Origin of the sequence: Streptomyces sp. 8N616 (assembly GCF_052246385.1) — a bacterium.
In the GTDB taxonomy this organism is placed as follows: Bacteria; Actinomycetota; Actinomycetes; order Streptomycetales; family Streptomycetaceae; genus Streptomyces.
The window spans coordinates 59,029-85,593 of sequence record NZ_JBQQBY010000036.1; the positions used below are offsets into that span (position 1 = coordinate 59,029).

The 26,565-nt window shown below is 69.2% G+C and carries 26 protein-coding genes; 15 read left to right on the forward strand and 11 right to left on the reverse strand.

What is annotated here, in order from left to right:
• Positions 1 to 111 precede the first annotated feature (111 nt).
• The 5 genes from ACTWQC_RS27990 to ACTWQC_RS28010 all read left to right on the forward strand — a co-directional run bounded on the left by ACTWQC_RS27990 (position 112) and on the right by ACTWQC_RS28010 (position 4,629).
• Positions 112 to 585 carry a DUF1772 domain-containing protein gene (locus tag ACTWQC_RS27990; protein ID WP_443318595.1) on the forward strand — a complete coding sequence of 158 codons (474 nt, stop codon included), beginning with the start codon at positions 112 to 114 and terminating at the stop codon, positions 583 to 585.
• A 54-nt stretch (positions 586 to 639) separates the two neighbouring features.
• Positions 640 to 1,506, forward strand: coding sequence for an NAD-dependent epimerase/dehydratase family protein (locus ACTWQC_RS27995; RefSeq protein ID WP_443318596.1), 867 nt, complete (start codon positions 640 to 642; stop codon positions 1,504 to 1,506).
• A 192-nt stretch (positions 1,507 to 1,698) separates the two neighbouring features.
• The gene (locus tag ACTWQC_RS28000; protein WP_443318597.1) at positions 1,699 to 2,892 is read left to right on the forward strand and encodes a PP2C family protein-serine/threonine phosphatase; all 1,194 of its coding nucleotides are present in this window, start codon (positions 1,699 to 1,701) and stop codon (positions 2,890 to 2,892) included.
• 246 nt (positions 2,893 to 3,138) lie between these two features.
• Complete coding sequence (locus ACTWQC_RS28005; RefSeq protein ID WP_443318598.1) at positions 3,139 to 4,140, forward strand: acyl-CoA desaturase; 1,002 nt, start codon at positions 3,139 to 3,141, stop codon at positions 4,138 to 4,140.
• Between the two features lie 135 nt (positions 4,141 to 4,275).
• Complete coding sequence (locus ACTWQC_RS28010) at positions 4,276 to 4,629, forward strand: DUF5994 family protein (RefSeq protein WP_443318599.1); 354 nt, start codon at positions 4,276 to 4,278, stop codon at positions 4,627 to 4,629.
• Positions 4,630 to 4,678: 49 nt separating this feature from the next.
• Here ACTWQC_RS28010 and ACTWQC_RS28015 read toward each other — a convergent pair whose 3' ends face one another.
• Together ACTWQC_RS28015 and ACTWQC_RS28020 are read right to left on the reverse strand one after the other, a co-directional pair.
• Complete coding sequence (locus tag ACTWQC_RS28015; protein ID WP_443318600.1) at positions 4,679 to 6,166, reverse strand: UDP-N-acetylmuramoyl-L-alanyl-D-glutamate--2,6-diaminopimelate ligase; 1,488 nt, start codon at positions 6,164 to 6,166, stop codon at positions 4,679 to 4,681.
• A gap of 237 nt (positions 6,167 to 6,403) precedes the next feature.
• Complete coding sequence (locus ACTWQC_RS28020; RefSeq protein ID WP_443318601.1) at positions 6,404 to 6,556, reverse strand: hypothetical protein; 153 nt, start codon at positions 6,554 to 6,556, stop codon at positions 6,404 to 6,406.
• Here ACTWQC_RS28020 and ACTWQC_RS28025 point away from each other — a divergent pair.
• Together ACTWQC_RS28025 and ACTWQC_RS28030 are read left to right on the forward strand one after the other, a co-directional pair.
• Positions 6,555 to 6,944, forward strand: a complete 390-nt coding sequence (locus ACTWQC_RS28025; RefSeq protein WP_443318602.1) for a molybdopterin-dependent oxidoreductase — start codon at positions 6,555 to 6,557, stop codon at positions 6,942 to 6,944. The genes ACTWQC_RS28020 and ACTWQC_RS28025 overlap by 2 nt on opposite strands.
• Positions 6,859 to 7,044, forward strand: a complete 186-nt coding sequence (locus tag ACTWQC_RS28030; RefSeq protein WP_443318603.1) for a molybdopterin-dependent oxidoreductase — start codon at positions 6,859 to 6,861, stop codon at positions 7,042 to 7,044. The genes ACTWQC_RS28025 and ACTWQC_RS28030 overlap by 86 nt, the downstream gene beginning before the upstream one ends.
• Here ACTWQC_RS28030 and ACTWQC_RS28035 read toward each other — a convergent pair.
• The 3 genes from ACTWQC_RS28035 to ACTWQC_RS28045 all read right to left on the reverse strand — a co-directional run bounded on the left by ACTWQC_RS28035 (position 6,957) and on the right by ACTWQC_RS28045 (position 9,749).
• The gene (locus ACTWQC_RS28035; RefSeq protein ID WP_443318604.1) at positions 6,957 to 7,856 is read right to left on the reverse strand and encodes an SCO6745 family protein; all 900 of its coding nucleotides are present in this window, start codon (positions 7,854 to 7,856) and stop codon (positions 6,957 to 6,959) included. The two genes, ACTWQC_RS28030 and ACTWQC_RS28035, sit on opposite strands and share 88 nt — an antisense overlap.
• 189 nt (positions 7,857 to 8,045) lie before the next feature.
• Positions 8,046 to 9,167 (reverse strand): catalase family protein, encoded by a 1,122-nt coding sequence (locus ACTWQC_RS28040; protein ID WP_443318605.1) that lies wholly within the window; start codon positions 9,165 to 9,167, stop codon positions 8,046 to 8,048.
• A 138-nt stretch (positions 9,168 to 9,305) separates the two neighbouring features.
• Positions 9,306 to 9,749 carry a MarR family winged helix-turn-helix transcriptional regulator gene (locus ACTWQC_RS28045; protein ID WP_443318606.1) on the reverse strand — a complete coding sequence of 148 codons (444 nt, stop codon included), beginning with the start codon at positions 9,747 to 9,749 and terminating at the stop codon, positions 9,306 to 9,308.
• 334 nt (positions 9,750 to 10,083) lie between these two features.
• Between ACTWQC_RS28045 and ACTWQC_RS28050 the strand changes: the two genes are divergently transcribed.
• From ACTWQC_RS28050 to ACTWQC_RS28085, 8 genes are all read left to right on the forward strand, one after another.
• Complete coding sequence (locus tag ACTWQC_RS28050) at positions 10,084 to 10,767, forward strand: DUF899 family protein (protein ID WP_443318607.1); 684 nt, start codon at positions 10,084 to 10,086, stop codon at positions 10,765 to 10,767.
• Positions 10,768 to 11,490: 723 nt separating this feature from the next.
• Complete coding sequence (locus ACTWQC_RS28055) at positions 11,491 to 13,131, forward strand: ATP-binding protein (protein WP_443318608.1); 1,641 nt, start codon at positions 11,491 to 11,493, stop codon at positions 13,129 to 13,131.
• 32 nt (positions 13,132 to 13,163) lie between these two features.
• Positions 13,164 to 13,559, forward strand: a complete 396-nt coding sequence (locus ACTWQC_RS28060; protein ID WP_443318609.1) for a roadblock/LC7 domain-containing protein — start codon at positions 13,164 to 13,166, stop codon at positions 13,557 to 13,559.
• Positions 13,560 to 13,562: 3 nt separating this feature from the next.
• Positions 13,563 to 13,955, forward strand: a complete 393-nt coding sequence (locus ACTWQC_RS28065) for a DUF742 domain-containing protein (RefSeq protein WP_443318610.1) — start codon at positions 13,563 to 13,565, stop codon at positions 13,953 to 13,955.
• Complete coding sequence (locus ACTWQC_RS28070; protein ID WP_443318611.1) at positions 13,933 to 14,604, forward strand: GTP-binding protein; 672 nt, start codon at positions 13,933 to 13,935, stop codon at positions 14,602 to 14,604. Before ACTWQC_RS28065 ends, ACTWQC_RS28070 begins: the two co-directional genes overlap by 23 nt.
• Positions 14,519 to 15,115 (forward strand): GAF domain-containing protein, encoded by a 597-nt coding sequence (locus ACTWQC_RS28075; protein ID WP_443318612.1) that lies wholly within the window; start codon positions 14,519 to 14,521, stop codon positions 15,113 to 15,115. The genes ACTWQC_RS28070 and ACTWQC_RS28075 overlap by 86 nt, the downstream gene beginning before the upstream one ends.
• A 117-nt stretch (positions 15,116 to 15,232) precedes the next feature.
• Positions 15,233 to 16,174 carry an NAD-dependent epimerase/dehydratase family protein gene (locus ACTWQC_RS28080; RefSeq protein ID WP_443318613.1) on the forward strand — a complete coding sequence of 314 codons (942 nt, stop codon included), beginning with the start codon at positions 15,233 to 15,235 and terminating at the stop codon, positions 16,172 to 16,174.
• Between the two features lie 26 nt (positions 16,175 to 16,200).
• On the forward strand, positions 16,201 to 19,731 hold the full coding sequence (locus tag ACTWQC_RS28085) for an aminotransferase class I/II-fold pyridoxal phosphate-dependent enzyme (RefSeq protein WP_443318614.1): 3,531 nt from the start codon (positions 16,201 to 16,203) through the stop codon (positions 19,729 to 19,731).
• A 10-nt stretch (positions 19,732 to 19,741) separates the two neighbouring features.
• Here the strand turns inward: ACTWQC_RS28085 and ACTWQC_RS28090 are convergent, their stop codons facing one another.
• The 6 genes from ACTWQC_RS28090 to ACTWQC_RS28115 all read right to left on the reverse strand — a co-directional run bounded on the left by ACTWQC_RS28090 (position 19,742) and on the right by ACTWQC_RS28115 (position 26,322).
• Positions 19,742 to 20,329, reverse strand: coding sequence for a toxin (locus ACTWQC_RS28090; protein WP_443318615.1), 588 nt, complete (start codon positions 20,327 to 20,329; stop codon positions 19,742 to 19,744).
• Between the two features lie 13 nt (positions 20,330 to 20,342).
• Positions 20,343 to 20,783 carry a helix-turn-helix domain-containing protein gene (locus ACTWQC_RS28095; protein WP_443318616.1) on the reverse strand — a complete coding sequence of 147 codons (441 nt, stop codon included), beginning with the start codon at positions 20,781 to 20,783 and terminating at the stop codon, positions 20,343 to 20,345.
• Positions 20,784 to 21,126: 343 nt separating this feature from the next.
• Positions 21,127 to 22,281, reverse strand: a complete 1,155-nt coding sequence (locus ACTWQC_RS28100; protein ID WP_443318617.1) for an MAB_1171c family putative transporter — start codon at positions 22,279 to 22,281, stop codon at positions 21,127 to 21,129.
• Between the two features lie 40 nt (positions 22,282 to 22,321).
• On the reverse strand, positions 22,322 to 23,050 hold the full coding sequence (locus ACTWQC_RS28105) for a TetR-like C-terminal domain-containing protein (RefSeq protein ID WP_443318618.1): 729 nt from the start codon (positions 23,048 to 23,050) through the stop codon (positions 22,322 to 22,324).
• Between the two features lie 96 nt (positions 23,051 to 23,146).
• Positions 23,147 to 24,667 carry an ATP-binding protein gene (locus ACTWQC_RS28110; RefSeq protein WP_443318619.1) on the reverse strand — a complete coding sequence of 507 codons (1,521 nt, stop codon included), beginning with the start codon at positions 24,665 to 24,667 and terminating at the stop codon, positions 23,147 to 23,149.
• Positions 24,664 to 26,322, reverse strand: coding sequence for an FAD-dependent oxidoreductase (locus tag ACTWQC_RS28115; RefSeq protein WP_443318620.1), 1,659 nt, complete (start codon positions 26,320 to 26,322; stop codon positions 24,664 to 24,666). Before ACTWQC_RS28115 ends, ACTWQC_RS28110 begins: the two co-directional genes overlap by 4 nt.
• Positions 26,323 to 26,565: the final 243 nt, after the last annotated feature.

The window sequence follows — 26,565 nt, forward strand, 5'->3', positions numbered from 1 at the left end:
AGCGATAGAGCATCTAGCATCGCTAGCACCGGCGGCGCCAGTGCCGTGCTGCCGGAACCGGGAGGGCGGCGGATCCCGTGGCCATCGACTACGACGAAGCGGAGCACCACAGTGGCGGCGGCTCACGAACTTCTCACCGGCATCGCCCTGTTGGCGGTCGGGATCATCTACGGGACCGATGTCTTCTGCGCGTTGGTGCAGCGTTCCGCCCTCGGACGGGTCGATGACGAGACGCTCACGAAGGTGATGGGCTTCGTCCACCTGTACGGCGACAAGCGGCTGTCCGTACCGGGCGCGCTGAGCGTGGTCGCCACCGTGCTCACCGCGATCACCGCCGTGCCGACCGGAAACACCACGGCCATCGTGGCGGGCATCGCCGCCGTCCTGTTGATGGCCTGCTGGTTCGGCATCTACCTGCGCGTCAGCGTGCCGGTGAACAAGCAGCTCACCGAGGCGGCCGAAAGCGGCTACACGCCGGCGGACGCACGGGCGCTGCAGGAGAAGTGGGACAGCGTGATCAATTGGCGGGCGGGCCTCCAGTGCCTGACTCTCGCCGCGCTGTTCGTCGGCGGGGCCGCGGGCTGAACCGGCCCGGAAGGTGCCGCTGTTCATGTATTCCATCGAGCTGAAGGAGCTCTTGTGAAGGTCTTCGTCACCGGAGGGTCGGGCTACATCGGCCGGTCCCTCCTGCGGGTCCTGGTGGAGCGCGGCGACGAGGTCACCGCGCTGGTGCGGTCGGAGGAGTCCGCGAAGGTGGTCGGCGAGCTCGGTGCCACGCCAGTGCGCGGGGAGCTCACCGATGCGGACGTGCTGCGTTCCTCGGCCGCCGCCGCGGACGGCGTCATTCACCTCGCGCTCACGGGCGACGAGCGCTCGGGCGAGGTCGACAGAATCGCGTCCGACGCACTGCTGGAAGGTGCGGGCAGCAAGCCGTACGTGCACACGGGTGGCGCCTGGACCTGGGGCAACACCGATGGTGCGGTCACCGAGGACGCCCCGTACGCCCCGCCGGTGATCACCTCTTGGCGGGTGGCGGGCGAGGAGCGGGTGCTCGCCGCACAGCAGCAGGGCAGGCACCCGGTGGTCGTCAACCCGGGGCTGGTGTACGGGCACCAGGGCGGGCTGCCGGGCTTCTTCGCCTGGCAGGGTTCACAGAGGGGCGCCGTTCCGTACATCGGTGACGGCAGCACCCACTGGTCCCTGGTGCATGTCGATGACATCGCCGCGCTCTATGCGCTCGCGCTGGAGGCTCCGGCCGGCCGGATATACCTGGGTGTCACCGGTCAGAACCTGACCACCAGGGAGATCGCGGAGGCTCTGAGCCAGGCCGTCGGCATCCCGGGCAAGACCGCATCGGTGACCGTCGAGGAACTGCGTCAGACCCTCGGACTGGTCGCTGACGCACTTGCCCTGGACCAACAGTTCGACACCAGCCGGGCCCGCGACGAGCTGGACTGGCAGCCGGCTCATCTCGACGCCCTGGACGACCTGGCCAAGGGGGTCTGAGGGACGGCTGGAGGACGTTTCGCAGGGTCCCTGGGGAACAGTCTCTGACCAGCAGAAATGATCGGGGGTCGCTCTCGTTTCCGGGCGACTGCGCGATGCCGTGATTTCCCGTGCTTCCCCAGCTGATCGGGCCCACCTCGGGCACACCTCGGGCCCACCTCGGGCGCGCTACAGAAGGTGCACAGTGGAGATATGGGCCTTCGGCGGCGCCTTGCCGACCTGTGGCAGCCATGGCAACCGGGCCACGCGCTGCTGGCGATTCCCGTCGCGCTCATCGTGGCGGTCACAGTGATCGACCTACTGGCGCCGCCGCACATTCACCTCGGGCCTTTGCTCGTCGCAGCCCCCGCGATCACCGCTTCGTTCGCCGGCCCGTGGCTGACCGGACTGGTGGGCGCCCTGGCCGTGGCGGCCCAGACGATCATCGCGATTCTGCGTGACCGCGACGAGCTGTTCTCAGCGAACCACCAGGTGCAGATCGCTGCCCTGGCGCTGATCGGGCTCTTCCTCGTGTTCTTCTGCCGTCAACGCGAGCGGCACGCCCGTAAGTTGGACCGGGTACAGTCGGTGTCCGAGGCCACACAGCGGGTGGTTCTGCGGCCGTTGCCCCATCGGTTGGGTCCGCTGCGGATCGCCTCCTTGTACCTGGCCGCCGAGGACGAGGCGCAGATCGGCGGAGACCTCTACGCGGCGACGCGCACAGGGACCGGCGTGCGTCTGATGATCGGTGACGTCCGGGGCAAAGGCCTGCCCTCCATCAATGACGCCTCCGTGCTGATGGGCGCCTTCCGGGAAGCCGCCCACCGGTGCGCCACCCTTTTCGAACTCGCCGACGCCCTGGAGACCAGCATCTGCAGGCACCTGGCCGAGTACGCACATCACGCGGAGGCTCCCGACGAGCTTCACGAGCATTTCGTCACCGCCCTGATCCTCGACATCCCCGACGAGAATTCCATGGCCCAGATGATCAACTGCGGACACCCCCCGCCCCTGCTGCTGCGCAAGGACCACGTGACCACCCTGCACGCCCGCCACCCCGACTCCCCGCTGGGCCTGTGCGATCTGCCCAGGGCAGGCTTCACCGTCGACCCGTTCACCTTCGAGGACGACGACACCCTCCTGCTCTACACCGACGGCGTCATCGAAGGCCGAGCCCCCGACGGATCCTTCTACCCGCTCGACGAACGGGTCGCCCGATGGACCGGCAGCGGACCCGAAGCACTGCTCCACCACATCCGCGACAACCTCCTCACGCACGTCGGCGGACACCTGGGCGACGACGCAGCCATGGTGGCCATCCAATGCTCGCCCAAACTCCAGCCGGGCCAACAGCTCAGGAAGGCCATCCACATCAACGGCATCCCCCACCACGCCCACAGCGCATAGGACGCCGGAGCTACCCCGCACCCTGCTCCCAGTCAGGAGTGATCACTCGGCGGACGGGCACCGGCACTGCTTGGCCATCCCAGGCCAAGGCGCCGCTGCCGTCAGGCCGCCGGCCGACCCGGCGCACCCGGACGAGACCTGACCACCCATCCGCCCGTACCCGCCGCAGCCCATTCGCCCCTACACTTGCACCAGAGCTGCCCCAGACCCCGGCCGCATCCCCGCACCGAGGTCAAGGAGCCTTGTATGGCGTACAGTTCAATCCCTTCCGAAGCCGACGTTCCGCTGGACGCGGTCCCACCGCCCCAGAAGTACGACGGATCGGCCCCCTTCCCGGCAGAAGCCCCCGCACCCGCGCGCAGCGGCAGTGAGCGGCTGTACGTGGCGGTGACCGCGGCGATCGTCGTCGCGCCGTTCCTCGCGCTCGGCCTGGCCGTCTGGCTGCTGTGGGGAAGCCTGCTCCACCCCTCCGACGTCCTCCTCGGCCTCGCCCTCTACGTGATCACGGGATTCGGCGTCACGGTCGGCTTCCACCGCGGTCTCACCCACGGCAGCTACACGGCCGTCCGCCCCGTGCGCATCGCGCTCGCCGTCGCCGGGTCGATGAGCTTCCAGGGCGACGTCATCGGCTGGGTCGCCACCCACCGCCGCCATCACGCCTTCACCGACCGTCCCGGCGATCCCCACTCGCCGTACCGCTACGGCGTCGGCCTGGGCGGACAGCTGCGCGGGCTGCTGCACTCGCACATCGGCTGGTTGTTCCGCAACGACCGCACGCCCGCCCACCGCTACGCCCCCGACCTGCTCGCCGATCGTGACATCCGCGCGGTCTCACGTGCTTTCCCGGCGCTGTGCGTGTTCACCCTCGCCCTGCCGCTCGCGGTCGGCTGGGCGATCGGCGGTACCTGGGTGCACGCCCTGACCGCGCTGCTGTGGGCGGGGCTGGTCCGCATCGCCCTGCTGCACCATGTGACGTGGAGTGTGAACTCGCTGTGTCATGTGATCGGCGACCGGCCGTTCCGTACCCGGCGCCACGACCGGGCCACGAACCTGTGGCCGCTGGCCCTGCTGTCGTTCGGGGAGAGCTGGCACAACCTCCATCACGCCGAACCGACCAGCGCCCGCCACGGCGTCGATCGCGGCCAGCTCGACCCCTCGGCCGCGGTCATCCGCCTTCTGGAGCGACTCGGCTTGGTGCGTGACGTGCGCTGGCCCACGGCGGACCGTATCGCCGCCCGACGCTGCTGAGCCCCGCTCACCCCACGCATCCCACTCCGCCCCCTCACTCCCACCAACTCGTCGGACACGCCGGCATCGTGTCCTCGGACTGGAGTCCCCTTGACCACCACTGTCCAGCCCTTGCCCTCCCTTCCCCTTGTACGCATGCGCCTCGCACCGCGCGGCTCACTTCCACGCCGTATCGACGGCGCGTGGTGGCCGCACACCCACGACCTCGTCGCTGAACTGCCGCTGCTGCTCGCCGGGTTGCCGCGCACCTGGGGGCAGATCGCCCGCGTCACGGTGAGCGGCGCGATGTGGTGCTCCTCGCCCCGCCGCATGCTCGTCGCCAACCACGTCGTACGACTGGGCAGATCGACCACGCACCACGACCCGCCCGCCATCTGCCTGCTCGCCCCCGGCCAGGGCCGATGGGACCTGCTGGTCGTCCCGCCCGAAACGACCGAGACGGAGGCGGAGCTGCTCATGGCAGCCGCTGCCGCGCCGGCCTCTGCCTGACGAACCGGCTCGGCGAGGGCGGGATCGCGCCTGAGGAGGGAGAGGGCCGCTACGGCACGGCGAGTTCGCGCACTGTCGCCATGTCGCTGAAGGGGAGCAGGTTTTCGCCGACGATCTGGTGAGGCTCGCTGCCTTTGCCGGCGATCAGGACGATATCGTCCGGGCCCGCGACGGAGAGGGCGAAGGCGATCGCCTGACGGCGGTCGGTGAATCGCTCGAATGGTGTGCCGGTCGCCTCGAGGCCCGGGGCGATCTGGTCCAGGATTGTCCGGGGGTCTTCGTTGCGGGGGTTGTCCGAGGTGAGGACGCACAGGTCGGAGTGGGTCCCGGCGATCCTCCCCATGTCGGCCCGTTTGGTGATGTCCCGGTCCCCGCCGCAGCCGAAGACGGTGATGACCTGGCCGCGGGCGAAGCCGCGGATGGTGGTCAGGACCTTGTTCAGGGAGTCCGGTGAGTGGGCGTAGTCCACGATCACCGACGTACCGCACGGGGTTTGAAAGCGTTCGAACCGGCCCGGGACAGGAGGCATCCGGTCGAGCGCGGCGACCAGTCCGCCCAAGTCGTGCCCCAGAACGTGGCAGGCCGCCACGGTGGCCAGCGCGTTGGACACCGAGAACCGGCCCGGCACGGGGATCGCCGCCGGATACTTGCGGCCGTCGTGGTGCAGGGTGAACCGCGTGCCGGAGGCGTCCACGCTGATGTCGGTGGCCCGGTAGTCCGCCTCGGTGTCAAGGGCGTACGTGGTCACCGCGCCGGGCATCATCGTCTGGATCCCGGCGCCCACAGGGTCGTCGATGTTGACCACTGCGCGTCGGCACAAGCCCTGGAACAGGCGCAACTTGGCATCCCGGTAGTTCGCCATCGTGCCGTGATCGTCCAGGTGATCCTGTGTCAGATTGGTGAAGACCCCGACATCGATGAACGTGCGGTCCACCCGGTGTGTCAGCAGGGCCATTGACGTAGCCTCCAGAACCACGCTGCCGGCTCCGCGGTCGCGCATGCACCCCAGCAGGTACTGCAGGTCCGGCGACTCCGGCGTGGTCAGCACCGACCTGGGCATCGGGATCAACTCGTCGCCGATCCGGCTGCCGGCCGTCCCGATGACACCCACTCTCGCGTCCTCGGAGATCCGCAGCACCGACTCGACCATGTACGACACCGATGTCTTCCCGTTGGTGCCGGTGATCGCCACCATGTCCATCTGCCGCCCCGGCTCGGCAAAGTAGCGGGACGCGATGACCGCGGCCGCCGTCCGGGTATCCGGCACCCGCACGGCGCACACACCCGCCGCTGACGCCCACACCGACGGCGGAAGAGCCGGTGCCCTACCGTCGACGAGTACCGCCGCCGCGCCGCGTGCGAGGGCCGGTGCCACGGAGCCGGGGCCGCCTGCACGGTGGCTGGGCACCGCGATGAACAGCAGACCCGGCGTCACCCGGTTGGCGTCGAAGGTCGTTCCCGCAGTGATCCACGTCTTCTCCGGGTCGCCCTGCAGAACGTGGTGTTCCTGCCCGGCCAGTAGCTCGCTCAGCTTCACGATGATCCCTTCGAAGGTGGATCGGGCCGGTCGTGCGGCCGTCGCCAGGCGGCAGCGCCGGCGGCGTGCCGGAAGCTGCGGTGGTGATGGTGGTGATGGTGATGATGTGGAGCAGGTGGCGGACACGTCCGATGAGAGCCGGACGTGTCAGCTCCGCGCGGCAGAAGACGTCCTGCGGTGTCTTGGAAGATCAGCTGGCCGGGGGCAGAGAGCCCGGGCAGGAACCCCGGGAAATCGCTAGCCGTGCCCGTGCAACGCAGTGCGGCCGGTTACGGGCGCCTCGACGTCGGCCGCGGTCGCCGGGCCGACGGCTGCCGAAGCCGCAGCGGCCGGGCGCAGCGCATAGGTGGCCTGCTGCGGGCACTCCCTCACGGCACTTGTGCGACCCATGGCCCGAGTGTACGTCCGGTCGCGCGGCTCGAAATCCGCATCCGGCACGCGCCCGCCGAGCCGGCGACCCGCTCGCCGCCGCGTGACACAGCCCTTCTGCGCCGCGGCACCGGCGTCGGATCGGCCCGGGGTTCACGACATTCCGTTCGCGGATGCCGGTCGCTGGCGGCTGGCTGTCGGCGGCCGGGTTCGTCGTCCGCTTCTGCTCGGTGTGGCGGACTTGCGGTCGTTTCCCGCGGTCACGGAGCGGGTGACGATGGAATGTGCGGACACAGGCCCGGGCGTCGCTGACGCCCCGGCCCGTGAGCCGGCCGTGGTCGGTCGAGGCGGTCGGCACCGCGGAGTGGACGGGTGTGCCGCTGCGGCTGCTGCTCGACGAGGTTCGTAAAAGGTTGGCCCGTCAGACCTGCGCCGACTCCGGCAGCGGCGGCAGCGGAAGCTTGAGCGCCTCGATGATGCGGTTGGCGATCGGCCGGGCCAGATCGTAGAGGCGCAGGGCCTTCACGGTCCCCAGCTTCTGCCATGGGGGGAGCGCCAGCCGGTCGGTCAGATCCTCGACGGAGTCTCGAACTGCGCGACCCTCGGCGGTGAGCGTGCCGTCCGGGGCGAGCAGGCCGCGCTCGGCGAGTCGGCGCTCGGCTGCTGCCCAGTCGGCGTCCGTCCACTCACGGCGGCGCTGGATGCTCTTGCGCACTTCGCCGCCTGCCGCGGTGATGGTGACCAGCGCCTCGACGCCGTCCAGGCCCGCTTGCAGCAGAGCGGCGTTGTGGCCGTCGCCGCGGAACTCCCGCAGCGTGGTGGCGGCCTGCCACAGTGCGAGATGCGGCTCGGCAGGCACCGGCAGTGCGGCGTTGGCGGCGCCCAGCGGGCGGCCTGGCGCGGTGCAGGCCCGCGCCGCTTCGACCGCCAGCGCCGAGGCCTCCATGATCTCCTCCGAGCCGAGCGCTTCCTCCCCAAGGATCTCTCGCAGCGCCGCGTCCACGCCGACCAGTCGCGCCGAGAGCACCTTCTCGGGAGCGGCCGCGGCCCACAGGGCCGCGGTATTCCGCTCGATCATGGCCGGGTTGAAGTGGTAGAAGACCGCGTCCACGACCGACGGCGGCACGGCGCCGAGAGGCGCGGCCCGCCCGGCGAAGTACCCGCTCCACGGATCCGTGAGCCCCAGGTCGTGGAATGCCTGCTGGGCTCGCGGAGCCAGGATGACCACGGCGTGGTACGGCTCCAGGACGTCCCGCAGCGCGCGGGGGACCCGGAATTCCATGGCCCGTGCCTGGCCGGCGGCATGGTGTTCTTCGGGCACGGTGCTCTCCTTCACTCATCAGCACACAGCAAAGCCGCCCCGAGCATAGGCCCATATGCTTCAGAGCTTCAAATATTCAATATCTGCATAAGTGGGCAAGATCGCGAAGGGCCCCATCGCTGAGCGGTGGGGCCCTTCGTATGCCCTGCGGCGCGAGCGCGGAGGCTACGAGATGTGGTACTCCGCTGGTCAGCGGCTGTTGCCCAGCAGCGCGGCGCTGCTCACCGGTTCCTGCCGCCGCTGACCGTTGATCCGGTGCCGCTCGATCGATGACCGGCGGTAGACCTCCTCCCGCACCCGCTGGATCTCCCCTATCGGCCGGTGCTCCTCGCGCGCCCGCCACGGGGTGATCGACGTTCCATCCGCGATCTTCAGGTTCTCCTCACCCGAGATGTCCTGCGCGGCGATGTCGATCCGAGCCACAGTGGCCCAGGGCGACAGCTGCTCCGGCCATTCCACGGAGGTGTTGTCCACCGGCATCCGGCTGAGGTCCACGTTCAGCTGCACTTGCAGTTCGAAGGCGTGGTCCCGCTCACCCATCTCCGCGACCAGCGTGTTCCGGAACGCCTCACCGTCGGCGGCCACATCGACCGTGCCGTGCACGATGCTCTTCAGTGACTCCTCGGTGGGGGCGGTCCGCACCTTGGCGATGTAGTCGCCGTACCGGAAGGCGCCCATGCTGTTATAGGTGTACGAGAGCAAGTTCTTCCGCGGGACCGCGGTGAACGACATCATCGCGAACAGCTCGTCCCACAGCCACTGTTCAGGCGTTTGCAGGGTCCCCTTGCGGGTGAGGAAGTCGCCCAGCCACGTCTTCCGCGTGGCCGGGTTCACCAGCGCGTCCGGCAGCTCGGCGAACAGCTCCTCCAGCGCGATGTAGTCGTGCACGGTGTTGGCGAAGAACGTTCGGTTGTTGATCAGATTGAGGTCGAACGTCGTCGCCTCGGCCTCGTCTGCCAGCAACGAGGTCCCCGGCACCCCGAACATCTTGATGCCCATGCCGCAGGCCGCCCCCAGCAGCGAATCCGCCCGCAGGTGGCCGAGCCCGTTGGAGTAGCGGACGACCGCGTCGTACACGCGCGGCTCGGCGAAAATCCCCTGCGCGTACTCGGACGGCAACTCCGGCACGCTGACCACGGCCCTCGCCAGACCGTAACTCTTGCCGTGCGCGGTACGAACGGCCCGGCCCGCGCCCTGGCGCTCGACCGAATCCCGCGTCCGCTGTGCCACGGCCCGGACGACCTCGTCCAACTCCTCCTGGTAGTTGGGGCGCTCGATCGGGGCGTAATCCTCGTACTTGACGAATCCCATGGCCGTCTCTCCTGTTCCTGTCTACGCGAGGCTTCACCTTCATCAAGAAAGATAGTGCACGATTCCATCGTGCACGATTAATCTGAGCGTGACTCACCCCACGATGCGAACGCCCGCCTCGCCTCGCCTCGGATCGGCTCAGCTCAGCCGGTCCGTCAGCTCCCTCAGCTGCCGCCGCAGCCGATCCGCTTCCTCCGCCGTCATCCCGTAGGCCCGCCCGATCGTGGCCGGTACCTGCTCGGCCCGCGCCCTGAGGGCCGCGCCCTTCTCCGTCGCCGTCACGACCACCAGCCGCTCATCGTCCGGCCGCCGCTCCCGGCGCACAAGACCGGACGTCTCCAGCCTCTTGAGCAGCGGCGACAGCGTTCCGTACTCCAGGCCCAGCACGGTCCCCAGCTCCTTCATCGGGACCTCGCCGCGCTCCCAGACCGCCAGCATGACCAGGTACTGCGGATAGGTCAGCCCCAGCTTCTCCAGCAGCGGCCGATACGCCGCCGTCACCGCCCGCGAGGCGGAGTACAGCGCGAAGCACATCTGATCGTCCAGCACCATCGACGCCGCCGGAGCCTTCTCTTCACCCATCCCCCTATTCTCCGCCAGGCGCACCCCGCCCTGCCGAGGCCGTCACCCCACCCGCTCCGGACCGACCGTCCGCCGGACGACGAAGGCCCCGGCCGGAAACCGATCGGGCCCTTCGTATGCCCTGCCGAGCGCGTGCGGAGGGCCCCGAGATTCGGACTCGTGAGGGGCGTCAACCGCGGCCTTCGCCTTACGCGTGCTGCTTGCGCTGCTCACATGTAGGCAAACCTCAGAGCCGCCCTAGACTGAAAAGGACCGGTTCGGGGGCGCGGGGACGGGGACTGGGAGCCCGGGATCAGGGCCGGGGCCGGGGGGATGACCACCCCAGGAGGACGCGATGTTGCGGCACACCAGACTGGCCGGGGAATCGGCGGACTACCTCGCCGCCCGCGAAGAGCTGCGCCTGGCCGAGATCGACCTCATGCGCCACCGCGAGAAGGTCGCGGCCCAGCGTCGGGCGCTCCCGCAGGGGCCTCCGGTCGACGACTACCTCTTCATCGAGGGCCCCGCCGAGCTCGACGCCGGCGACACGCCGGTTCGTGAGGTCGCCCTGAGCGGGCTGTTCACCGCCCCGGACCGCCCGCTGATCGTCTACCACTTCATGTACGGCAAGCTGCAGACCAACCCCTGCCCGATGTGCACCCTGTGGATCGACGGCTTCAACGGCATCGCCCACCACATCGCCCGCAACGCCGACTTCGCCATCGCCGCGGCCGCCGACCCGCCCGTCCTGCGGCAGCACGCCCGCAACCGCGGCTGGCACCGGCTACGGCTCCTGAGTTGCGGCGACAGCACGTTCAAGTACGACCTCGGCAGCGAGGACAAGGACGGCGAACAGGACTCCACCATCTCCGTCTTCACCCGCGACGGCGACGGCACGGTTCGCCATTTCTACTCCACCCACCCACGCATGGCCGACGACATCGACCAGCGCGGCATCGACCTCCTGGCTCCCGTCTGGCACCTTCTCGACCTGACCCCGCAGGGTCGCGGCGATTGGTACGCGGGCCTCGACTACTGATCCCCGACAACGACTACGGATCCCCGGCAACGCCGGCGGGTGCAGCGCCATGGCTTCGTGACGTACAAGGGCGTTTTCCAGCGGACCCGGAGGGGACAAGTCCGGTGCCGGCATCGGCGCCCGGGTGCGGACGCTGCGGGACCGGTTGCCGGCGGATCTCCGTGAGGGTCCCCAGGGGTCCGACTTCCGCGTGACTCCGTTCACCTCCGTCTTCCAGACGCACGACGAGTGGGCGGCAGAGATGGCCAACCGGACCGTGCACGCGGTGATGCACATCGGCTGGGTCCGGGACGGGGCCGACGGTTACCGCGCTCAGATGGCCGTCCTGGTGAAGGCGAACGGCCCCGCTCGGCACCGTATACATGGCCGGCATCAAGCCCTTCCGCTACCTGGGGATGTATCCAGCGCTGCTTCGAGCGATCGGGCGCAGGTGGCAGGCGAGTGTCGACGAGGGGAGCGCGGGCTGACACCACGCACACCGGGACCTGATCGCCGGTCAGTGCCGGAGGTGACAGCCGGGCAGCTGGAAGCGGCCTCCCCGCCTTGGCATTGCGGCCGCCGAGCTGTCAGGCTAATCATTCCCCACGACATAACCGCTCGTGACGCAGCGGGCTGATGGATGTAACGTACATCGCACACTTTCGGCCACTGCTGGCCGACATCGAACCAGGGGCTGTGATGCAGGAACTTTCGACGTCGCCCGCTCATGCCCACCAGGAGACGATGTCAGTCGACTCCCAGGTGCGGCAGTTCCCGGGCACTCCGGGCAGGCGTCGCAAGGCAGTTGACCGTCACATGGTGCTTCTCGCGGTGGTGCCTGCCGGGCTGGTCGCCATCACTGGAGCCGCATCCGCTGCTCTCCTGTTCACCGCGGGTGTGGCCCACATCGACAAGGAGGCCTTCTGGGGTCTGCTCACGGGCGTGCTGCTGCTCATCTGCGGGATCCTCACAGGGGCAGGGCTCCTCGCCTCCGCGAAGGCGCGGGACGACGCTCGGCGCTATGCCGAGCTGAGGTCCTTCGCAGCACGCGGTCGGGCCGAACTGGCGGCGTTGCGGCAGCAGATGGAGCAGGGTCAACAGCTGGTAGAGCGTCAGCGGAACCAGGCCGGCCCGTTGCCCGCGCAGACGGGGGATGCCCTGAATCGGCTCGGGCACGAGATCGCATCCGCCCAGCGCGCTGCCGAGGCGACTGTGGGGGAGCTCGCGGCACGGGAGCGTGGCGGCGAGCACTTCGAGGTCTTCGCCAATCTGGCCCGAAGGCTGGAGTCGCTGGTGCACCGCGAGATCGGGCTGCTGGACGACCTGGAGAACGAGGTCGAGAACCCGGACTTGCTCAAGGGCTTGTTCCATGTGGACCACCTGGCCACCCGTATCCGGCGGTACGCCGAGAATCTCGCCGTGCTCGGCGGCGCCGTCTCCCACCGCCTGTGGACCCGACCGGTCAGCATGGCCGACGTGCTGCGTTCCGCGATTGCCGAAATCGAGCAGTATTCGCGGGTCAAGATGGTGCCTCCGGTGGAGGGGATGGTGAGCGGCCACGCGGTCGTCGACGTGGTCCACCTGCTCGCGGAGCTGGTGGAGAACGCCACGGTGTTCTCCGCTCCCCAGACCCAAGTTCTGTTGCGTGCCGAGCACGTCACCGCCGGGCTGGCGGTCGAGGTCGAGGACCGTGGTCTGGGCATGACCTCCGCCGAGCGGAATCAGATGAATTCCCTGCTCACTTCCCCCGACGGGGTCGCTTTGGGGGAGCTGCTCCAGGACGGTCGGATCGGCCTGTATGTGGTCTCTGCGCTCGCCCGGCGGCACGGCATCGTCGTACAACTCCAGAGCAATGTCTACGGCGGTACACAGGCGGTGATGGTGCTGCCGCATGAGCTGCTTGGCCAGCGTCCGGACGTGGTGGAATCACAGCAACAACCCTCGAGCGCCGTTTCCGCCGCCCCTCATGGACACGCCGACGACTCGGTGGAGCAGGGACTCGCGCGTGACACGCCCACCTCTCGAGGCCCGGTACCCGCGCCCGCACCCGCGCCCGCACCCGCGCCCGCGCCCGCACCCGCGCCCGCGCCCGCACCCGCGCCAGTGCCCGCACCGGTGGCTGAGCCACCACTCGCCCCCGTCGCGGACTCCACGCCGGAAGAGGGTCGCCCCGTGCTGCCCAAGCGCCGCCGTCAGGAACACCTCGCCCCAGAGTTGCGGCAGCCCTCCCACGCTGCCGTGATGCCGGAGGAAGCGGAGGAGGCCGAGCACGATCCCGGCCTGATGGCCGCCTTCCAGACCGGTATCCGCCGGGCCGAGGAATCCAAGGAAACTGACACCTCCCCGTCCCTTGGCGGGCATACCCGTCCCGACCCCGTCCCTTAGCAGTTCACGTCATTGAGGAGAAGTACGCGATCGTGGTGAGCGAAGACCTTTCTTGGCTGTTGAGCGGCCTTGTGCAGCGTGTCCCGAATACGCGGAGCGGACTGCTGTTGTCCTCGGACGGTCTGGTGATGGCCTCGGATGGACTGGACAAAGACGCAGCCGATCATCTGGCGGCCCTCGCCAGCGGGCTCTACTCGCTGGCCCGCAGTGCCGGCAAGCGATTTGACGACGGCGGTGAGGTGCAGCAGATCGTGACCCAACTCAGCGGCTCGATGCTCTTTGTCTCCGCGGCCGGGCAGGGTGCCCTGTTGGCGGTGCTCGCCGGGCGCGAAGCGGATGTGTCGGTGCTGGGCTACGAGATGACCATGTTGGTCAAGAGCGTCCGCCGCCATCTGGGGGCCGCTCCTCGTCAGCCGGTGGGGCAGTGAGAGATGCCGGACGACCCGGACGATCCGGATGGGCGGTTGCTCGACGATGCCGTCGGGCGGCTGGTCCGGCCGTACACCTTCAGCGACGGACGGACCACACCCGCATGCGACTTCGACCTGATGACCATGGTGGTCGCCACCGGGACCGAGCTTCGGAGAAACGTCGGGCTCGATCACGCACATGTGCTCGAACTGTGCCGGACGCCGGTCACGGTGGCTGAGATCGCGGGGCACACACGCATGCCCGCAACGGTGATCAAGGTGCTGCTGTCCGACTTGCTGGAGCGTGGCGCGGTCGTCACACGTCCCTTCGACTTCGGAAAACCGGGGCCAGTTACTGTTCCCGATCTAGATCTATTGGAGGCGTTGCGCGATGGTCTCCTCAAACGACTCTGAGGCACCCGGCGCCGGCTCCCTTCCGATGGGGATCAAGATTCTGGTCGCCGGAGGTTTCGGGGTGGGCAAGACCACCTTTGTCGGAGCTGTCAGCGAGATCGATCCGCTGAGCACGGAAGAGATCCTGACCGAGGTCAGTGCTGCTACGGACAGGCTGGACGGGGTGGAGAACAAGGTCACCACCACGGTCGCGATGGACTTCGGCCGACTCACCATCAGCCCCCACCACGTGCTCTATCTGTTCGGCACGCCCGGCCAGGAGCGGTTCTGGTTCATGTGGGACGAGCTGTCAGCCGGTGCACTCGGTGCGGTGGTGCTCGCCGACACCCGTCGGCTGGACCACAGTTTCGCGGCGGTCGACTTCTTCGAATCGCGTGGCATCAGATTTCTCGTCGCGGTCAACGAGTTCGACGGTGCGCACTACTACCAGCCGGAAGAGGTGCGTGCGGCGCTGGACCTCAAGCCCGAGGTGCCGGTGGTCCTTTGCGATGCCCGCCTGTCCAGCTCGGGTATGCAGGTTCTACTTTCTCTCGTGCAGCATCTGATCACTTCAAGGAGTTCCCATGGCAGAGATGGTGTACAAGTCTCCCTTCGGGGGGGAGATAGCGATCGCCGTGCGTCATCTGCTTCTCCCCCCGGAGGACCCTGAGGCACAGGCCCGGGCACGCCGGCTTCGGGAACTCGGGATCGAGGACAAGCCCGTTCCGGAGTTGGATGCGTTCGCGCGTGAACTGGCGCAGCGCACCGGGGCGTGCTATGCGGGGGTCAACTTCCTCGTCGATGAGAACCGCCAGTACTTCGCGGGCTTGTACAGCGCGGCCTCCGACACAACCGTGAATCTGGAGTCCCCCCTGCTCGAGGACCCCGTACCCGGCAGGGTGATGCCTCGTGACTTCGACATCGGTTTCTGCCCGCATGTGGTCAGGCGGCGCAAGGCTCTCGTGCTGGACGATGTCCGCGACTTCCCCCGTTTCGCGGGGAATCACGTGGTCGATGCCATCGGAATCCACTCCTACCTGGGAGCGCCGCTGATCGACAGCACGGGCATGGTGCTGGGCACGATCTGCGCGGTGGACCAGGATCCGCATCCCTGGGGTAGCAACGGGCTGGAGACCATCAAGACGATGGCGGCTGAACTGATGAAGCGTATCGAGGGGTAGCGCATCGCTCCGCGCGGTCAGGCCCGCCGCGACCGCGTCGCCGGACCGCCGTGAAGCTGACCGAGACCCGGACTCACCTGACACAAGCGCAACACACACGCGCGCTAGTGTGCGCGCATGAGCCTTTATGTCGTATTAGGATCCGGGCCTGCCGGGGCGGCCACTGCTGGGCTGCTGGTCGAACAGGGCCATTCGGTACGGGTCGTCACCAAGTCGGGCCGAAGCCCGGAGCCCGGCATCGAGCACGTCGCGTTGGACGCGACGGACAGCAAGCGACTGATCGAGGCCGCGCAGGGCGCGGCCGCGATCTACAGCTGTGCCGCTCCGCCCTACCATCGCTGGGCGAGTGAATGGCCGCCGCTGGCCTCGTCGGTCTGTGCGGCGGCCGAGGCGACCGGGGCCGTCCTGGTCATGCTGGGCAACCTCTACGGCTACGGTCCCGTGGACGGTCCCCTGACCGAGGAGCTGCCGCTCGCGGCGACCGGCCCCAAGGGGCGGGTGCGCGCCGCGGTTTGGGAACAGGCGCAGAAACTGCATGAGCAGGGTCGTATCAAGGCGGTCGAGGTGCGGGCCTCGGACTTCTTCGGGCCCGGCGTGACCGACGGCGGGCACCTGGCCGCGCGGGTCATGCCACGACTGCTGCGCGGCAAGCCGGTCTCCACGCTCGGGGATCCGGACGCCCCGCACAGCTGGAGCTATCTCCCCGATGTGGCCAGGGCCCTGGTCGAGGTCGCGGGCGAGGAACGGGCCTGGGGACGGGCCTGGCACGTACCGACGGAGCCAGCGCTGTCCACCCGGGAGATGGTCGACCGCCTTGCCGCTCAGTCGGGAACGGGGCCGGTCGCGGTGCGCAGGCTGTCGCCGGCCGTGCTGGGTGTCGTATCGGTTTTCTCCCCGCTGCTCCGCGAACTGAAGGAGATCCGCTATCAGTTCGATCGGCCGTTTGTCGTCGATTCGAGCGCTTACGAAGCCGAATTCGCGGTACGAGCCACCCCCGTCGATGAGCAGGTCAAGGCGACGGTGGACTGGTGGCGTGAGCGACTGGACACCACCAGGTGACCTCTGTGACAGCTAAAGATTCCATAGTGGGTTCAGCGGGAGCGCGGCGTGATGACGTCGCGATCGTGGGGATGGCCTGCCGGTTTCCGGGGGCGCGGAATGTGAACCAATACTGGCGGCTCCTCACGGCCCCCCAGGCGCAGTTCTCCACCGTCCCGGACTCGCGCTGGCGCACCGCCACCTTCCTCAGCGACAACTTGCGTGACTCGTCCTCGGCCTATACGGACACCATGGCGCTGCTGCCGGATGTGGGCCACTTCGACGCGGCGCACTATGGCATCCCGCCGCGGCGGGCCAGGTCGATGGATCCTCAGCACCGGCTGCTGATCGACCTCGCCCGTGAGGCGATCCAGGACGCGGGGTGGGAGGCCGAGGGCTTCGACCGCGAGGAGACCTCGGTGATCACATCGCTCACCGAGAGCGGCTACCGCGAGATCAGCACCATGCAGATCCGGATGCGTCAGCTGGCCGGCGGCGAGTTCGGGGCGCGGGCGACCGATCCCCGGTGGCTGGAGATGGTCCGCGCGGTCGATGGGCTGCACGGCACATCCGTGGCCGGGCTCCTGCTCAACATGGGGCCGAACACGATCAGCTCGGTCTTCGATCTGCATGGCGAGAGCTATGCGCTGGACTCGGCGTGTTCCGGTGGACTCATGGCCGTGGCCAACGCCGTGTTCGCACTGCGCGCGGGCCGATGCCGCATCGCACTCGCGGGCGGCGCCCAACTGATGCTCACCCCGGATCTGTTGGTGGGGCTGTGCCGGGTAGGCGCCATCTCGCGCAGTGGCAGGTGCCTGCCGTTCGGCGCGGAGGCCGATGGCTTCGTCCTGGGAGAGGGCGCCGGGGTCCTGGTGTTGCGGCCCCTGGCCGATGCGCTGGCAGCCGGCGATCGGGTCTATGCGGTGATCCGGGGTGTGGGAACGGCCAATGACGGGACCGTGCAGGGTGGTATGCATCCCCAGGCGGCCGGTCAGCTCCGGGCGTTGCGCCGGGCCTACCGCGATGCGGGCCTGGCCCCGGACTCGGTGGGTTACCTGGAGGCGCACGGCACCGGGACCACGGTCGGCGATCCGGTCGAGGTCGGTGTCCTGCGCGAACTGCGCGGTGAGCGGGGTGCACCCGGCTTCCTCGGCGCGGTGAAGGCGGTGGTCGGGCACTCGCTCAACGCCGCGGGGATAGCCGGACTCATCAAGACCGTCCTGGCTGTGCACCGGGGAGTGATACCGCCGCAGCCGGAGTTCGACCTGGCCGACCGTTCCGGGCTCGACGCCGCGCGGCTGACCATCCCGACGACGCCGACCCGATGGCCGGGGACCGGGCAGCGGCGCCGGGCGGGGGTGAGCGCCTTCGGCTTCGGCGGCACCGGTGTCCATCTGGTGGTGGAGGAGTCCACCACGGGACCGGACCGCCCCGCACCGGCCGGGGGGCCGCACCTCCTGGTACTCAGCGCCCGCGACCGGGCCGGGCTGGCCCGTTACGCCCGGGAACTGGCGCACACCATCGCCGACGACCAGCCGCCGCTGGCCGGGGTGGCGGACACCCTGGCTCGCCGGGCTCCCTTCGCGGAACGCCTCGCCCTGGTGGCGGAGGACGCCGCTGACGCCGCCACCAAGCTGACCGCAGCGGCCGAGGCCGTGGCGGCGGGCCGTACCGGAGATCTCGGGCCGGGGCAGGTGGTCGGCACGGTGCCGCCCGGTGAGCTGCCGGAGGTCGCCGTGCCGGCGCCGGGCTCGCTGCCCGCCGAGGCACGCACGGCCGCGTTGGCCCAGCTCGCGGAGCGCGCGGTCACCGGCTCGGGGCTTCGTCCGGTGATGGAGCGAATACCCCCGTGTACCCTGCCGCCGAGTCCGCTCGCCCCGCGGCACCACTGGGCGGTGGACGAGTCGGCTCGCGAGGATGGGGGCACTCCCCCTGGGGGTACCTCCCGGGCCGCTGGGCCCAGGGGGACTACCGCTGGGGGTACCCCCACCCACGCCCTTAAGGCAGTGGGGGAAGACCAGACCGGGCCGGTGGACTCGCCCGACGCGGCGCCCGCGGTGGCGCGGGCCGGTGGCGCATCCGCCGTATCCGCCGCATCCATCGTGCTCGAAGAGGTGTCGCGGACCGGTGTCTTCCCCCTCTCCGACCTGAGCGAGCGGATGGCGCTGGTGACCGATCTCGGCTTCGACTCCCTGATGTTGCAGGAGCTGGAGGTCAACATCGGCAAGCGGATACCGGGCTTCCGCACCGAGGAGATGTTCTCGCGCAGCCTCACCGTCGAGCGGCTGATCGCGCTGGTCGATCCGCGCCTCACGGATTCGCCGGCCCCCGGTGAGCTCCTGCCCCAGGAGACGCGGCCGGACTGGGGCGCCGCGACGGCGTGCGTCGATGACTTCCCGGAGGTGCGACGGTTCGAGGAGCGCTTGAGCGCGATCGCCGGTAGTGGTGCGGACTTCCCGTACTTCCGGGTCCATCAGGCCAACATCCGCGACACGACCGTGATCGGCGGCCGGGAGTACCTGTCCTTCGGCAGCTACAACTACCTGGGGCTCTCCGGCCATCCGGCGGTCAACGAGGCCGTGCACCAGGCGGTGGACCGGTATGGGACCTCGGTCTCCGCGAGCCGGGTGCTCTCCGGCGAACGGGAGCTGACCGTACGACTGGAGCGGGCGCTCGCCGACTTCCTCGGCGTCGGGGACTGCCTGGCCCTGGTGAGCGGCCATGCCACCAATGTCACCGCGATAGGGCACCTCGTCGGCGCGGGGGACCTCGTGGTGCACGATGCGCTCGCCCACGACAGCATCCTTCAGGGCTGCGCCTTGTCCGGGGCGGCGCGACGCCCGTTCGCCCACGACGACATCGGCCAGCTGGAACACATGCTGCGGCTCAACCGGTCCCGGTTCAGGCGGGTACTGATCGCCGTCGAGGGCGCCTACAGCATGGACGGCGACCTGGTCGACCTGCCCGCAGTGGTCGAGCTGAAGAAGCGTTACGGCGCCTTGCTGATGGTCGATGAGGCGCACAGCATCGGCACCGTGGGCGAACGAGGCCGTGGTGTCGGTGAGTTCTTCGGCGTCGACCGGTCCGACGTGGATGTGTGGATGGGCACCCTCTCCAAGGCCTTCGCCAGCTGCGGCGGTTACCTCGGCGGCTCGGCCCGGATGGTGCGGTGGCTGCGGCACACGCTGCCGGGTTTCGTCTACAGCGTCGGCCTGACCCCGGCCAACGCGGCCGCGGCGCTGGCCGCCACCGAGCTGATCGTCGCGGAACCGCAGCGGGTGCGTACTCTGCGGCGGAACGCCGAGCTTTTCCTCGGTCTGGCCGCCTCGGCCGGTCTGGCGACGGGCTCCAGTGCCAACTCTCCGATCGTGCCGTGTGTCCTCGGCGACTCGGCGAGGACCCTGCGCGTCGCGGACCGGCTGTTCGACCGGGGTGTCATCGCCGATCCGATCTTCCACCCCGCCGTGGAGGAGGGGCTCGCGAGGCTGCGGTTCTTCGTCACCAGCGAACACCGTGAGGACGACATCCGACAGGCCGTGTCGATCCTCGCCGAGGAGGTGGCATCCGCCGGAGGATGAGTAACTCACGTCAGATCAGGGTGCGTTCGATCCGGCTGAGCATGGCGTTCTTTCCGGCTTTCCCGGCTTCCCCGGATTCCCCGGCGTCCGCGGCCGGGGGCACACCATGCCGTTCCTCGGTGCTGCCCACCTGTTGGGAGAGCAGATAGGCGATGATCTCCGCTTCCTGTTCCTGAACGTCGTCATAGGTCGCACGCAGGAGCATGTCACGCACGAGGTCGGGGTCGAGGTTGGGGAAGAGGAGACGCGCGCTCGCCTCGTCCAGCCAACCTGCCCCGCGATGGCAGCAGATGATGTGGCCCAGCTCGTGCAAGATGATGTGCTCCTGATGCGCGCTGGTCGTGTTGGCGTCATAGAAGATGAGGTCCTCGTCCCGTGCGGCGACCCACATGCCGCATGGGTGCGACGCGGGCATCTGCATCGGGACCAGCGTGATCGGACGGTTGCGGACCTCGCCGAGGTAGCGGCAGAGTTCGGCCACATCGGCCACCTTCGGCAGATCGAGTTCAGCGATCCGCTGCGCGCCGGCCTTCCGGAGCCTCTTGAGCTGACTGCGGCGGTCCTGACCGACCGACCGCCCCTTCCCCGTGCCCCTCACTCCCCCGTGCCCCTCACTCCGGGTCCGAGGAGTCGGTGACGGGCGGAAGACCCTGCATCTGCCGGTACTGGTCCATGATGGCCGTGATGGCCTGGAGGTTCTCCTTCTTCATCCCGGCCGCCCGCATCGCCACGGAGCGGACCCCTGCCTGCCGCAGCGCCTCGATGGCGGCGACCTCGCTGAGTACCGACTCGGCGACCTCGTCGTCGAAGAAGTAGGCAACCGACACGCCGAAGAAGCGAGCCAGGGCGGCCAGGAGATCCGGTGAGGGATTGGAGCGTTTACCCGTCCGCAACTGTGACAGATACACACCCCCGACCTTGAGTTCGGGGCTGGCCCGCTTCAGCTCCTCCGCCACCTCGGCATTGGTCCAGTGCTTGCCCTTGGGACGAACCGTCTTGAAGAGGTTGTCCAGACGCACTGCCAGCATGGGCCGGTCGTCAGTCTCGGACATGGTCGAATCTCCCTCCCGTCACCCCCTCGGCATTGCCCTCGGCTATCCGTCAGTTTCGCAGATTAGCGGTTAGTTGACAATCGGCCGAGACTCCGCCAACGTGGACCTCGCCGATAGCTGTCAGCTAACTTCGCTCACGGGGGTAGCCGAGTTGGTTGCCGGTCATGTCGGCCTGGCCCGGCCCTCGGGGGATGGGTCGGGCCGGGCCGGGCGGGACACACCCGCCCGGCCCGGCAGTAAAAACGGGGGAATCACGGGGGAAACGGGGGATGCAACGGGGGAAACGGAGGGAAAGCGGGGGAAGCCCGCCCGGTCTGACGGGGGACAGTCCGGGCGGGAAGTCTCAACCCGCGTTGCTGAGTTCACGGTAGGCGGCTGCGACCTTGGTGAGCCAAGCGACTTCCGCGGTGAAGTTGTCCGTGTCGCGGTCTTCGAAGTCTCCGGCGTCCTTGTTGTCATCGGGGATGGTGCCGGTGCGCTTGGCGTGCAGGGCCTGTCTGATCTGTGCCGCTTCGGCGAACGCCTGCCGGGACTCGTCGCTCGCCCCGGGGTCCGCTCCGCCGGCGCCGTTGGCGGTGCGGTCGATGTAGGGCCGCAAGTCCCGCCATCCGTCGCGTATTTCGACGATCCGCCGGTGGAGGCGGTAGTTGAGGTCGGAGACCGAAGCCCCGGGCGGCTCCAGGACGATGTCCGGGGAGGACTCGTACAGGTCCCGCCAGAGCGGGTAGAGGGCCCGGTACGACCGGTAACTGCGCGCCCACTCCAGCAGTTTGGCGGCTGAGGCCCCCCAGGAGGAGATCGTCAGGCTGAGCGAGAGGGTGACGATGCCCGCTGCGCTGAAGACGGAGGCGGCGACCTGCCAGACGCCGATGTCGATCCCGCAGGCAGCGGTGAGGATGTTGACCGTCCTGGCCAGGCAGTAGAGGAAGAGGACCACCGCGGCGACGGAGAGCAGCCGCAGGGCCTGTCGCAGCGAGGCCTTATCGGTCATACGGGCGTAGGGGCCGCACTGGCGGAAGATGGTGACGCAGGGAACCGCCTGGGAGACGATGAAGACCAGGAGGTAGATGAGGATCAGCGGCCGGCCGCTGCCGGTGTTGAAGTCCGAAGCCGGCCGGCCGGGGCCGTCGGCGATGAAGAAGAGCGCCATCAGAAGCACGTTGAGGGCGATGCCGGTTATCAGCCAGTAGCGGGTCTTCCGTACCGCCTCCTCGGCGGCGGTCGCCCAGCGCAGCAGGATGATTTGCGCGCTGACGCAGAAGGCGACCGCCGATACATGCATCACCAGGATGGCGAGGTTGCCGACGCCCAGGAAGCTCTTGCTCCCCATGGCGACGGCACCCATCGTGAAGGTGAGGCACTGGAGCAGCAGGGTGATCACCAGTGTGCGGTAGGCGTTGTCCCGCCAACTGCGCCTTACTTGGCACAGCCGGTAGACGAGCGCGGCATACGACGAGAGCGCCGCAATGACGAAGCAGAGGGTTCTAGTGGTGTTCACGGCCTGATTCCCCGCCGGTTCCGCGCACGCGGCGGACGGTCTAGTCGGTGTTCTCGCCCAAGGGAACGACGAGTCCGATACCTTCGGCCGCCACGGCGATGGCGAAGTCGAAGAAGGCGGACTCGTCCCGGACACTGTCGTGGGTACGGCTGAAGACCTGGAACACCAGGAGCCCGATCAGATTGCTCCACAGCACGATGCCGCGCTCGATGATGTCCGAGAACGGAGCCTCGGGCAGGCCGCCGAAGAGCTCCACGGCCTCCGGCAGAAGCAGCGGCGGACCGGGCACCGCCCGCCTGGGCGGTGTGAGTTCACCGGCCTCCAGCGCCGAACGCACAAGGCCGGCCAGCACCGCGGGGGTGCGCGAGGCGGGCGGGACCGTGTTCTGCGGGGCGTGGTAATCCGGAACGGGCGAGCCGTAAATCAGCGTGAATTCGGCAGGGTTGTCGAAGGACCACTGCCGCAGTGCGCGAGTAACTGCGAGGAGCCGCGCGCCCGCCGACGCATTGGCATCCCTGGCGGCCTGATCGGCCTGCTCCATCGCGCCGCCGGACTCGTTGTAGGCGTCGATGACCAGCGCGGTCAGCAGGTCGTCCCGATGCGGGAAGACGGCTTCCACGTCGGTGACGGCAAGACCGCAGTCACGGGCAACGGCATCCAGGGACAGCCCTCCGGCGCCCAGTTTCGCCAGCAGTTGGCGTGCGGTGGCCTTGATGACCGCTGGCAGCCGGGCGTTCGCATCGGCGGCGCTTGCTCCGGAAACATCCATGGCCAAACCGTACCTGTCGGTCGCAACGGCCATCAGCGCAGTCGCCCGAGTGCCCCGGTCATGCGCTGTGATCCGGCCACGCCCCCATCGTTGGGCTTACCCGTGGCTCTGCCTTCCTCGGCCCTTCTCGGCGGCGGCGCCGGATGCCGGTTCGTCTCCGCCGGGGAGCTGCGTGATCGGGAGGCAGACGCGGAATCGCGTGTCGCCCGGCGTGGAGTCCACCCTGATGTCGCCGTGGTGTTTGTTGACGACGATCCGGTAGGAGATGTCGAGGCCGAGGCCCGTGCCTTCGCCGACCGGCTTGGTCGTGAAGAACGGCTCGAAGATTCGCGGGCGGATGTCGGGCGGGATGCCGCGGCCGGTGTCGCGGACCTCGACGAAGAGGCGGTCGCCGTCCTGCCAGGTGGCGAGGGTGAGAGTGCCCTTGCCGTCCATCGCGCCGAGGGCGTTGTCGATGAGGTTCGTCCAGACCTGGTTGAGCTCGGCGCCGTACGCCGGGACGAGCGGCAGGCTGCGGTCGTACTCCTTGACCACCTCCACACCCGGCGGGATCTTGGCCTGGAGCATGACCAGGGTGGCGTCGAGGAGTTCGTGGACGTCGACGGGCTGCTGCGAGGCGCGGTCGAGCTGGGAGTACTGGCGTGCGGCGCCGACCAGGCCCGAGATGCGGCTGACCGAGTCTTCGATCTCGCCCATCAGCAGCTCGGTGTCGATGGTGTACGCGAGCCAGCGCACGGCCGCCTCCCGGTTTTCCTCCTCCACGGACTCGATGGCGTCCGAGAGCCACTGTCCGTCGATGCCGCCGGCGACGAGGGTGGGGGCGAGGTCCCAGCCCTGGCTGATGCCCTGTTCCGCGAGCCAGTCGGTGAGTTCGTCCTCGGCGTCGGAGGCTTCGAGGGCGGAGAGCGTACGGGCCGTGGTGGCGCGTTTGACGGCGGCGTCCTGCATCTCGACCAGGTGGTGGAGGCGGGTGCCGTCCAGGCGGCCGTCGGCGATGAGGGCGAGTTTGTGGCGCATGCCGGTGACGCGGTCGCGGAGGGAGTCGGTGGCGCGTACGGCTGCCGCGGCGGGGTTGTTGAGCTCGTGGGTGAGTCCGGCGGCCAGCGATCCGAGGGCGACCAGGCGTTCGCGTTCGCCGATGATGGTGTTGCTGGCGCGGGTGCCGAAGAAGAGGCCTTCGAGCAGGTGCAGAGCCATGGGGAACCAGGTGCGCACGGCGTGGGCGAACTCCTCGGCGGGGAGGACGAAGAGTTCGAGGTCGGTGATGGCGCGCAGGGTGTTGGGGTAGACCTGGTCGACCCGGTCGCCCAGGTAGGCCTGGGTGGCCCCGGCGTAGACGCCGCGCTGCTCGGTGCGGTTGAGCTCGATGTCGTCGCCGTGCAGGCGGCGGAGTACGGCAACGGTGCCGCTGAGGAGGACGAAGAAGCAGGTGGCGGGCTCGCCTTGGGAGTAGACGGGGGTTCCGCCCTGCCGGGTCTCGACGCGGCCGCGCTCGGCCAGCCAGGCGAGCTGCTCGTCGTCGAGGGCCTCGAAGAGGAAGAGGGTGCGCAGCTCGGCCGGCGTCAGCCTCGCGCTGGGGGTGGGGCTGGGACTCGGGCCGGGGCTCGGGGCGTTCATTGGGCCTCCAGGTAACGGTGGACCAGGGAGACGGCCATGGCGCCCTCCCCCACGGCGGATGCGACCCGTTTGACGGACTCGGCGCGCACGTCGCCCGCGGCGAAGACCCCGGGCACGCTGGTCTCGAGGTGGTAGGGGTCCCGCGGGAGCGGCCATCCGGTGGGGCGAGCGCCACCGGCCAGGAGGTCGGGGCCGGTGATGACGAAGCCGCGCTCGTCGCGGGTGACGACGCCTTTGAGCCATCCGGTGGGCGGTTCGGCGCCGATGAAGACGAAGAGCCAGGAGGTGTCGGCCGTCGTGGTATTGCCGGTCCGGTTGTCGCGCAGGGTCAGGCGCTGCAGGTGCTTCTCGCCCTCGCCGCCGGTCACTTCGGTGTGGGGGTGGACCTTGATGTTGGCGCAGCCGTCGATCTGCTGGACCAGGTAGTGCGACATGGACCGGTTCAGGTCGGCGCCGCGGACGAGGAGATGGACCTGGTCGGCGTAGTGGGAGAAGTGGACCGCGGCCTGGCCCGCGGAGTTGGCGCCGCCGACGATGTAGACCTCCTCGCCCACGCAGCCGGCGGCCTCGAAGGCCGCCGAGCCGTAGAACACGCCGGCCCCGGTGTACTGCTCGAGGCCCGCACCCTGCAGCCGCCGGTAGGACACCCCGGTGGCGAGGACGACCGCGTGCGCGCTGATCGACGTGCCGTCGCTGAACCGCAGTACGCGGCCCGCGCCGACGGCTTCCAGGGCGACGACTTCTCGGGCGCTGAGGATCTCGGTGCCGAAGCGCAGGGCCTGGCGGCGCGCCCGGTCCGTCAGCTGCGCTCCTGACACTCCGTCGGGGAAGCCGAGGTAGTTCTCGATGCGGCTGCTCTGGCCGGCCTGGCCGCCGGTCGCGCGCCGCTCCACCAGCACGGTCCGCAGCCCTTCGGAGGCTGCGTAGACGGCGGCGCCGAGCCCGGCGGGGCCTGCGCCGACCACGACGACGTCGTAGAAGTCGGCTGCGGGGGTGGTGCTCAGCCCGACGTGGGCGGCGAGTTCGGCCTCGGTCGGGGCGTGCAGGGCTTTGCCCTCGGCGGTGACGACCAGCGGCACGTCGGCGACGGTGAGCCCGGCCGCGTCGAGCAGGCGCCGGCCCTCGGGTTCGTCGGCGGGGATCCACCTGTACGGGACGAGGTTGCGGGCGAGGAACTCGCGTGCGGCGAAGGACGGTGGCGACCAGCGGTGGCCGACGACGCGCGTCTCGGTGGCCTCCGGATCGGGGGTCGCGGCCCACAGCTCCAGCAGCGAGTCCATGACGGGGTAGAGGTGCTCCTCCGGCGGGCTCCACGGCTTGAGGAGGTAGTGGTCGAGGTCGACGACGTTGATCGCGTCGATGGCCGCGCCGGTGTCCGCGTACGCCGTGAGCAGCACGCGCCGGGCGAGGGGGAAGAGGTCCATGGCCGCTTCGAGGAACTCGACACCGTTCATGGTCGGCATGCGGTAGTCGGCGAGCATGACGGCCAGCTGCTCGCCCCGCAGTTTGATCTCCCGCAGCGCCTCCAGGGCCTCTTCGCCGGAGGGGGCGCGCAGCACGCGATAGCGGTCGCCGTACCGGCGCCGTATGTCGCGGGCGACGGCTCGGGAGACCCCCGGATCGTCGTCGACGGTGAGGATCGTCGGCTTCGCCATGCCGTCCATCATGCTCCGGACGGGTGACGAACACGTCGGGAACGGGTCCGGAAGCGCATCGGGAAGGCGTCGGGAACGGTCCGGGAACGGTCCGGGAACGCGTCGGGAACGCGTCGGGAACGCCGAGAGTGACAGCCGTTCCACCGGGCGTTGCCGCCGTACGGCCCGTGCTGGCGAAGCCGTCGCGGGGCACCCAGACTGGGATGGGGCGTGGTGGCCGAGAGAACCCGGCCGGAGCCCCGC

Bases quoted from the DNA above. Each gene is read 5' to 3' on its own strand.
- ACTWQC_RS28110 (WP_443318619.1), bottom strand. From the start codon at position 24,667: ATGAACGCCCCGAGCCCCGGCCCGAGTCCCAGCCCCACCCCCAGCGCG.
- ACTWQC_RS28000 (WP_443318597.1), top strand. From the start codon at position 1,699: ATGGGCCTTCGGCGGCGCCTTGCCGACCTGTGGCAGCCATGGCAACCG.
- ACTWQC_RS28020 (WP_443318601.1), bottom strand. From the start codon at position 6,556: ATGGGTCGCACAAGTGCCGTGAGGGAGTGCCCGCAGCAGGCCACCTAT.
- ACTWQC_RS28010 (WP_443318599.1), top strand. From the start codon at position 4,276: ATGCGCCTCGCACCGCGCGGCTCACTTCCACGCCGTATCGACGGCGCG.
- ACTWQC_RS28095 (WP_443318616.1), bottom strand. From the start codon at position 20,783: ATGTCCGAGACTGACGACCGGCCCATGCTGGCAGTGCGTCTGGACAAC.
- ACTWQC_RS28025 (WP_443318602.1), top strand. From the start codon at position 6,555: ATGGCCCGAGTGTACGTCCGGTCGCGCGGCTCGAAATCCGCATCCGGC.
- ACTWQC_RS28115 (WP_443318620.1), bottom strand. From the start codon at position 26,322: ATGGCGAAGCCGACGATCCTCACCGTCGACGACGATCCGGGGGTCTCC.
- ACTWQC_RS28005 (WP_443318598.1), top strand. From the start codon at position 3,139: ATGGCGTACAGTTCAATCCCTTCCGAAGCCGACGTTCCGCTGGACGCG.
- ACTWQC_RS28075 (WP_443318612.1), top strand. From the start codon at position 14,519: ATGGCAGAGATGGTGTACAAGTCTCCCTTCGGGGGGGAGATAGCGATC.
- ACTWQC_RS28050 (WP_443318607.1), top strand. From the start codon at position 10,084: ATGTTGCGGCACACCAGACTGGCCGGGGAATCGGCGGACTACCTCGCC.
- ACTWQC_RS28045 (WP_443318606.1), bottom strand. From the start codon at position 9,749: ATGGGTGAAGAGAAGGCTCCGGCGGCGTCGATGGTGCTGGACGATCAG.
- ACTWQC_RS28065 (WP_443318610.1), top strand. From the start codon at position 13,563: ATGCCGGACGACCCGGACGATCCGGATGGGCGGTTGCTCGACGATGCC.
- ACTWQC_RS28080 (WP_443318613.1), top strand. From the start codon at position 15,233: ATGAGCCTTTATGTCGTATTAGGATCCGGGCCTGCCGGGGCGGCCACT.
- ACTWQC_RS28040 (WP_443318605.1), bottom strand. From the start codon at position 9,167: ATGGGATTCGTCAAGTACGAGGATTACGCCCCGATCGAGCGCCCCAAC.
- ACTWQC_RS28055 (WP_443318608.1), top strand. From the start codon at position 11,491: ATGTCAGTCGACTCCCAGGTGCGGCAGTTCCCGGGCACTCCGGGCAGG.
- ACTWQC_RS28070 (WP_443318611.1), top strand. From the start codon at position 13,933: ATGGTCTCCTCAAACGACTCTGAGGCACCCGGCGCCGGCTCCCTTCCG.
- ACTWQC_RS28105 (WP_443318618.1), bottom strand. From the start codon at position 23,050: ATGGATGTTTCCGGAGCAAGCGCCGCCGATGCGAACGCCCGGCTGCCA.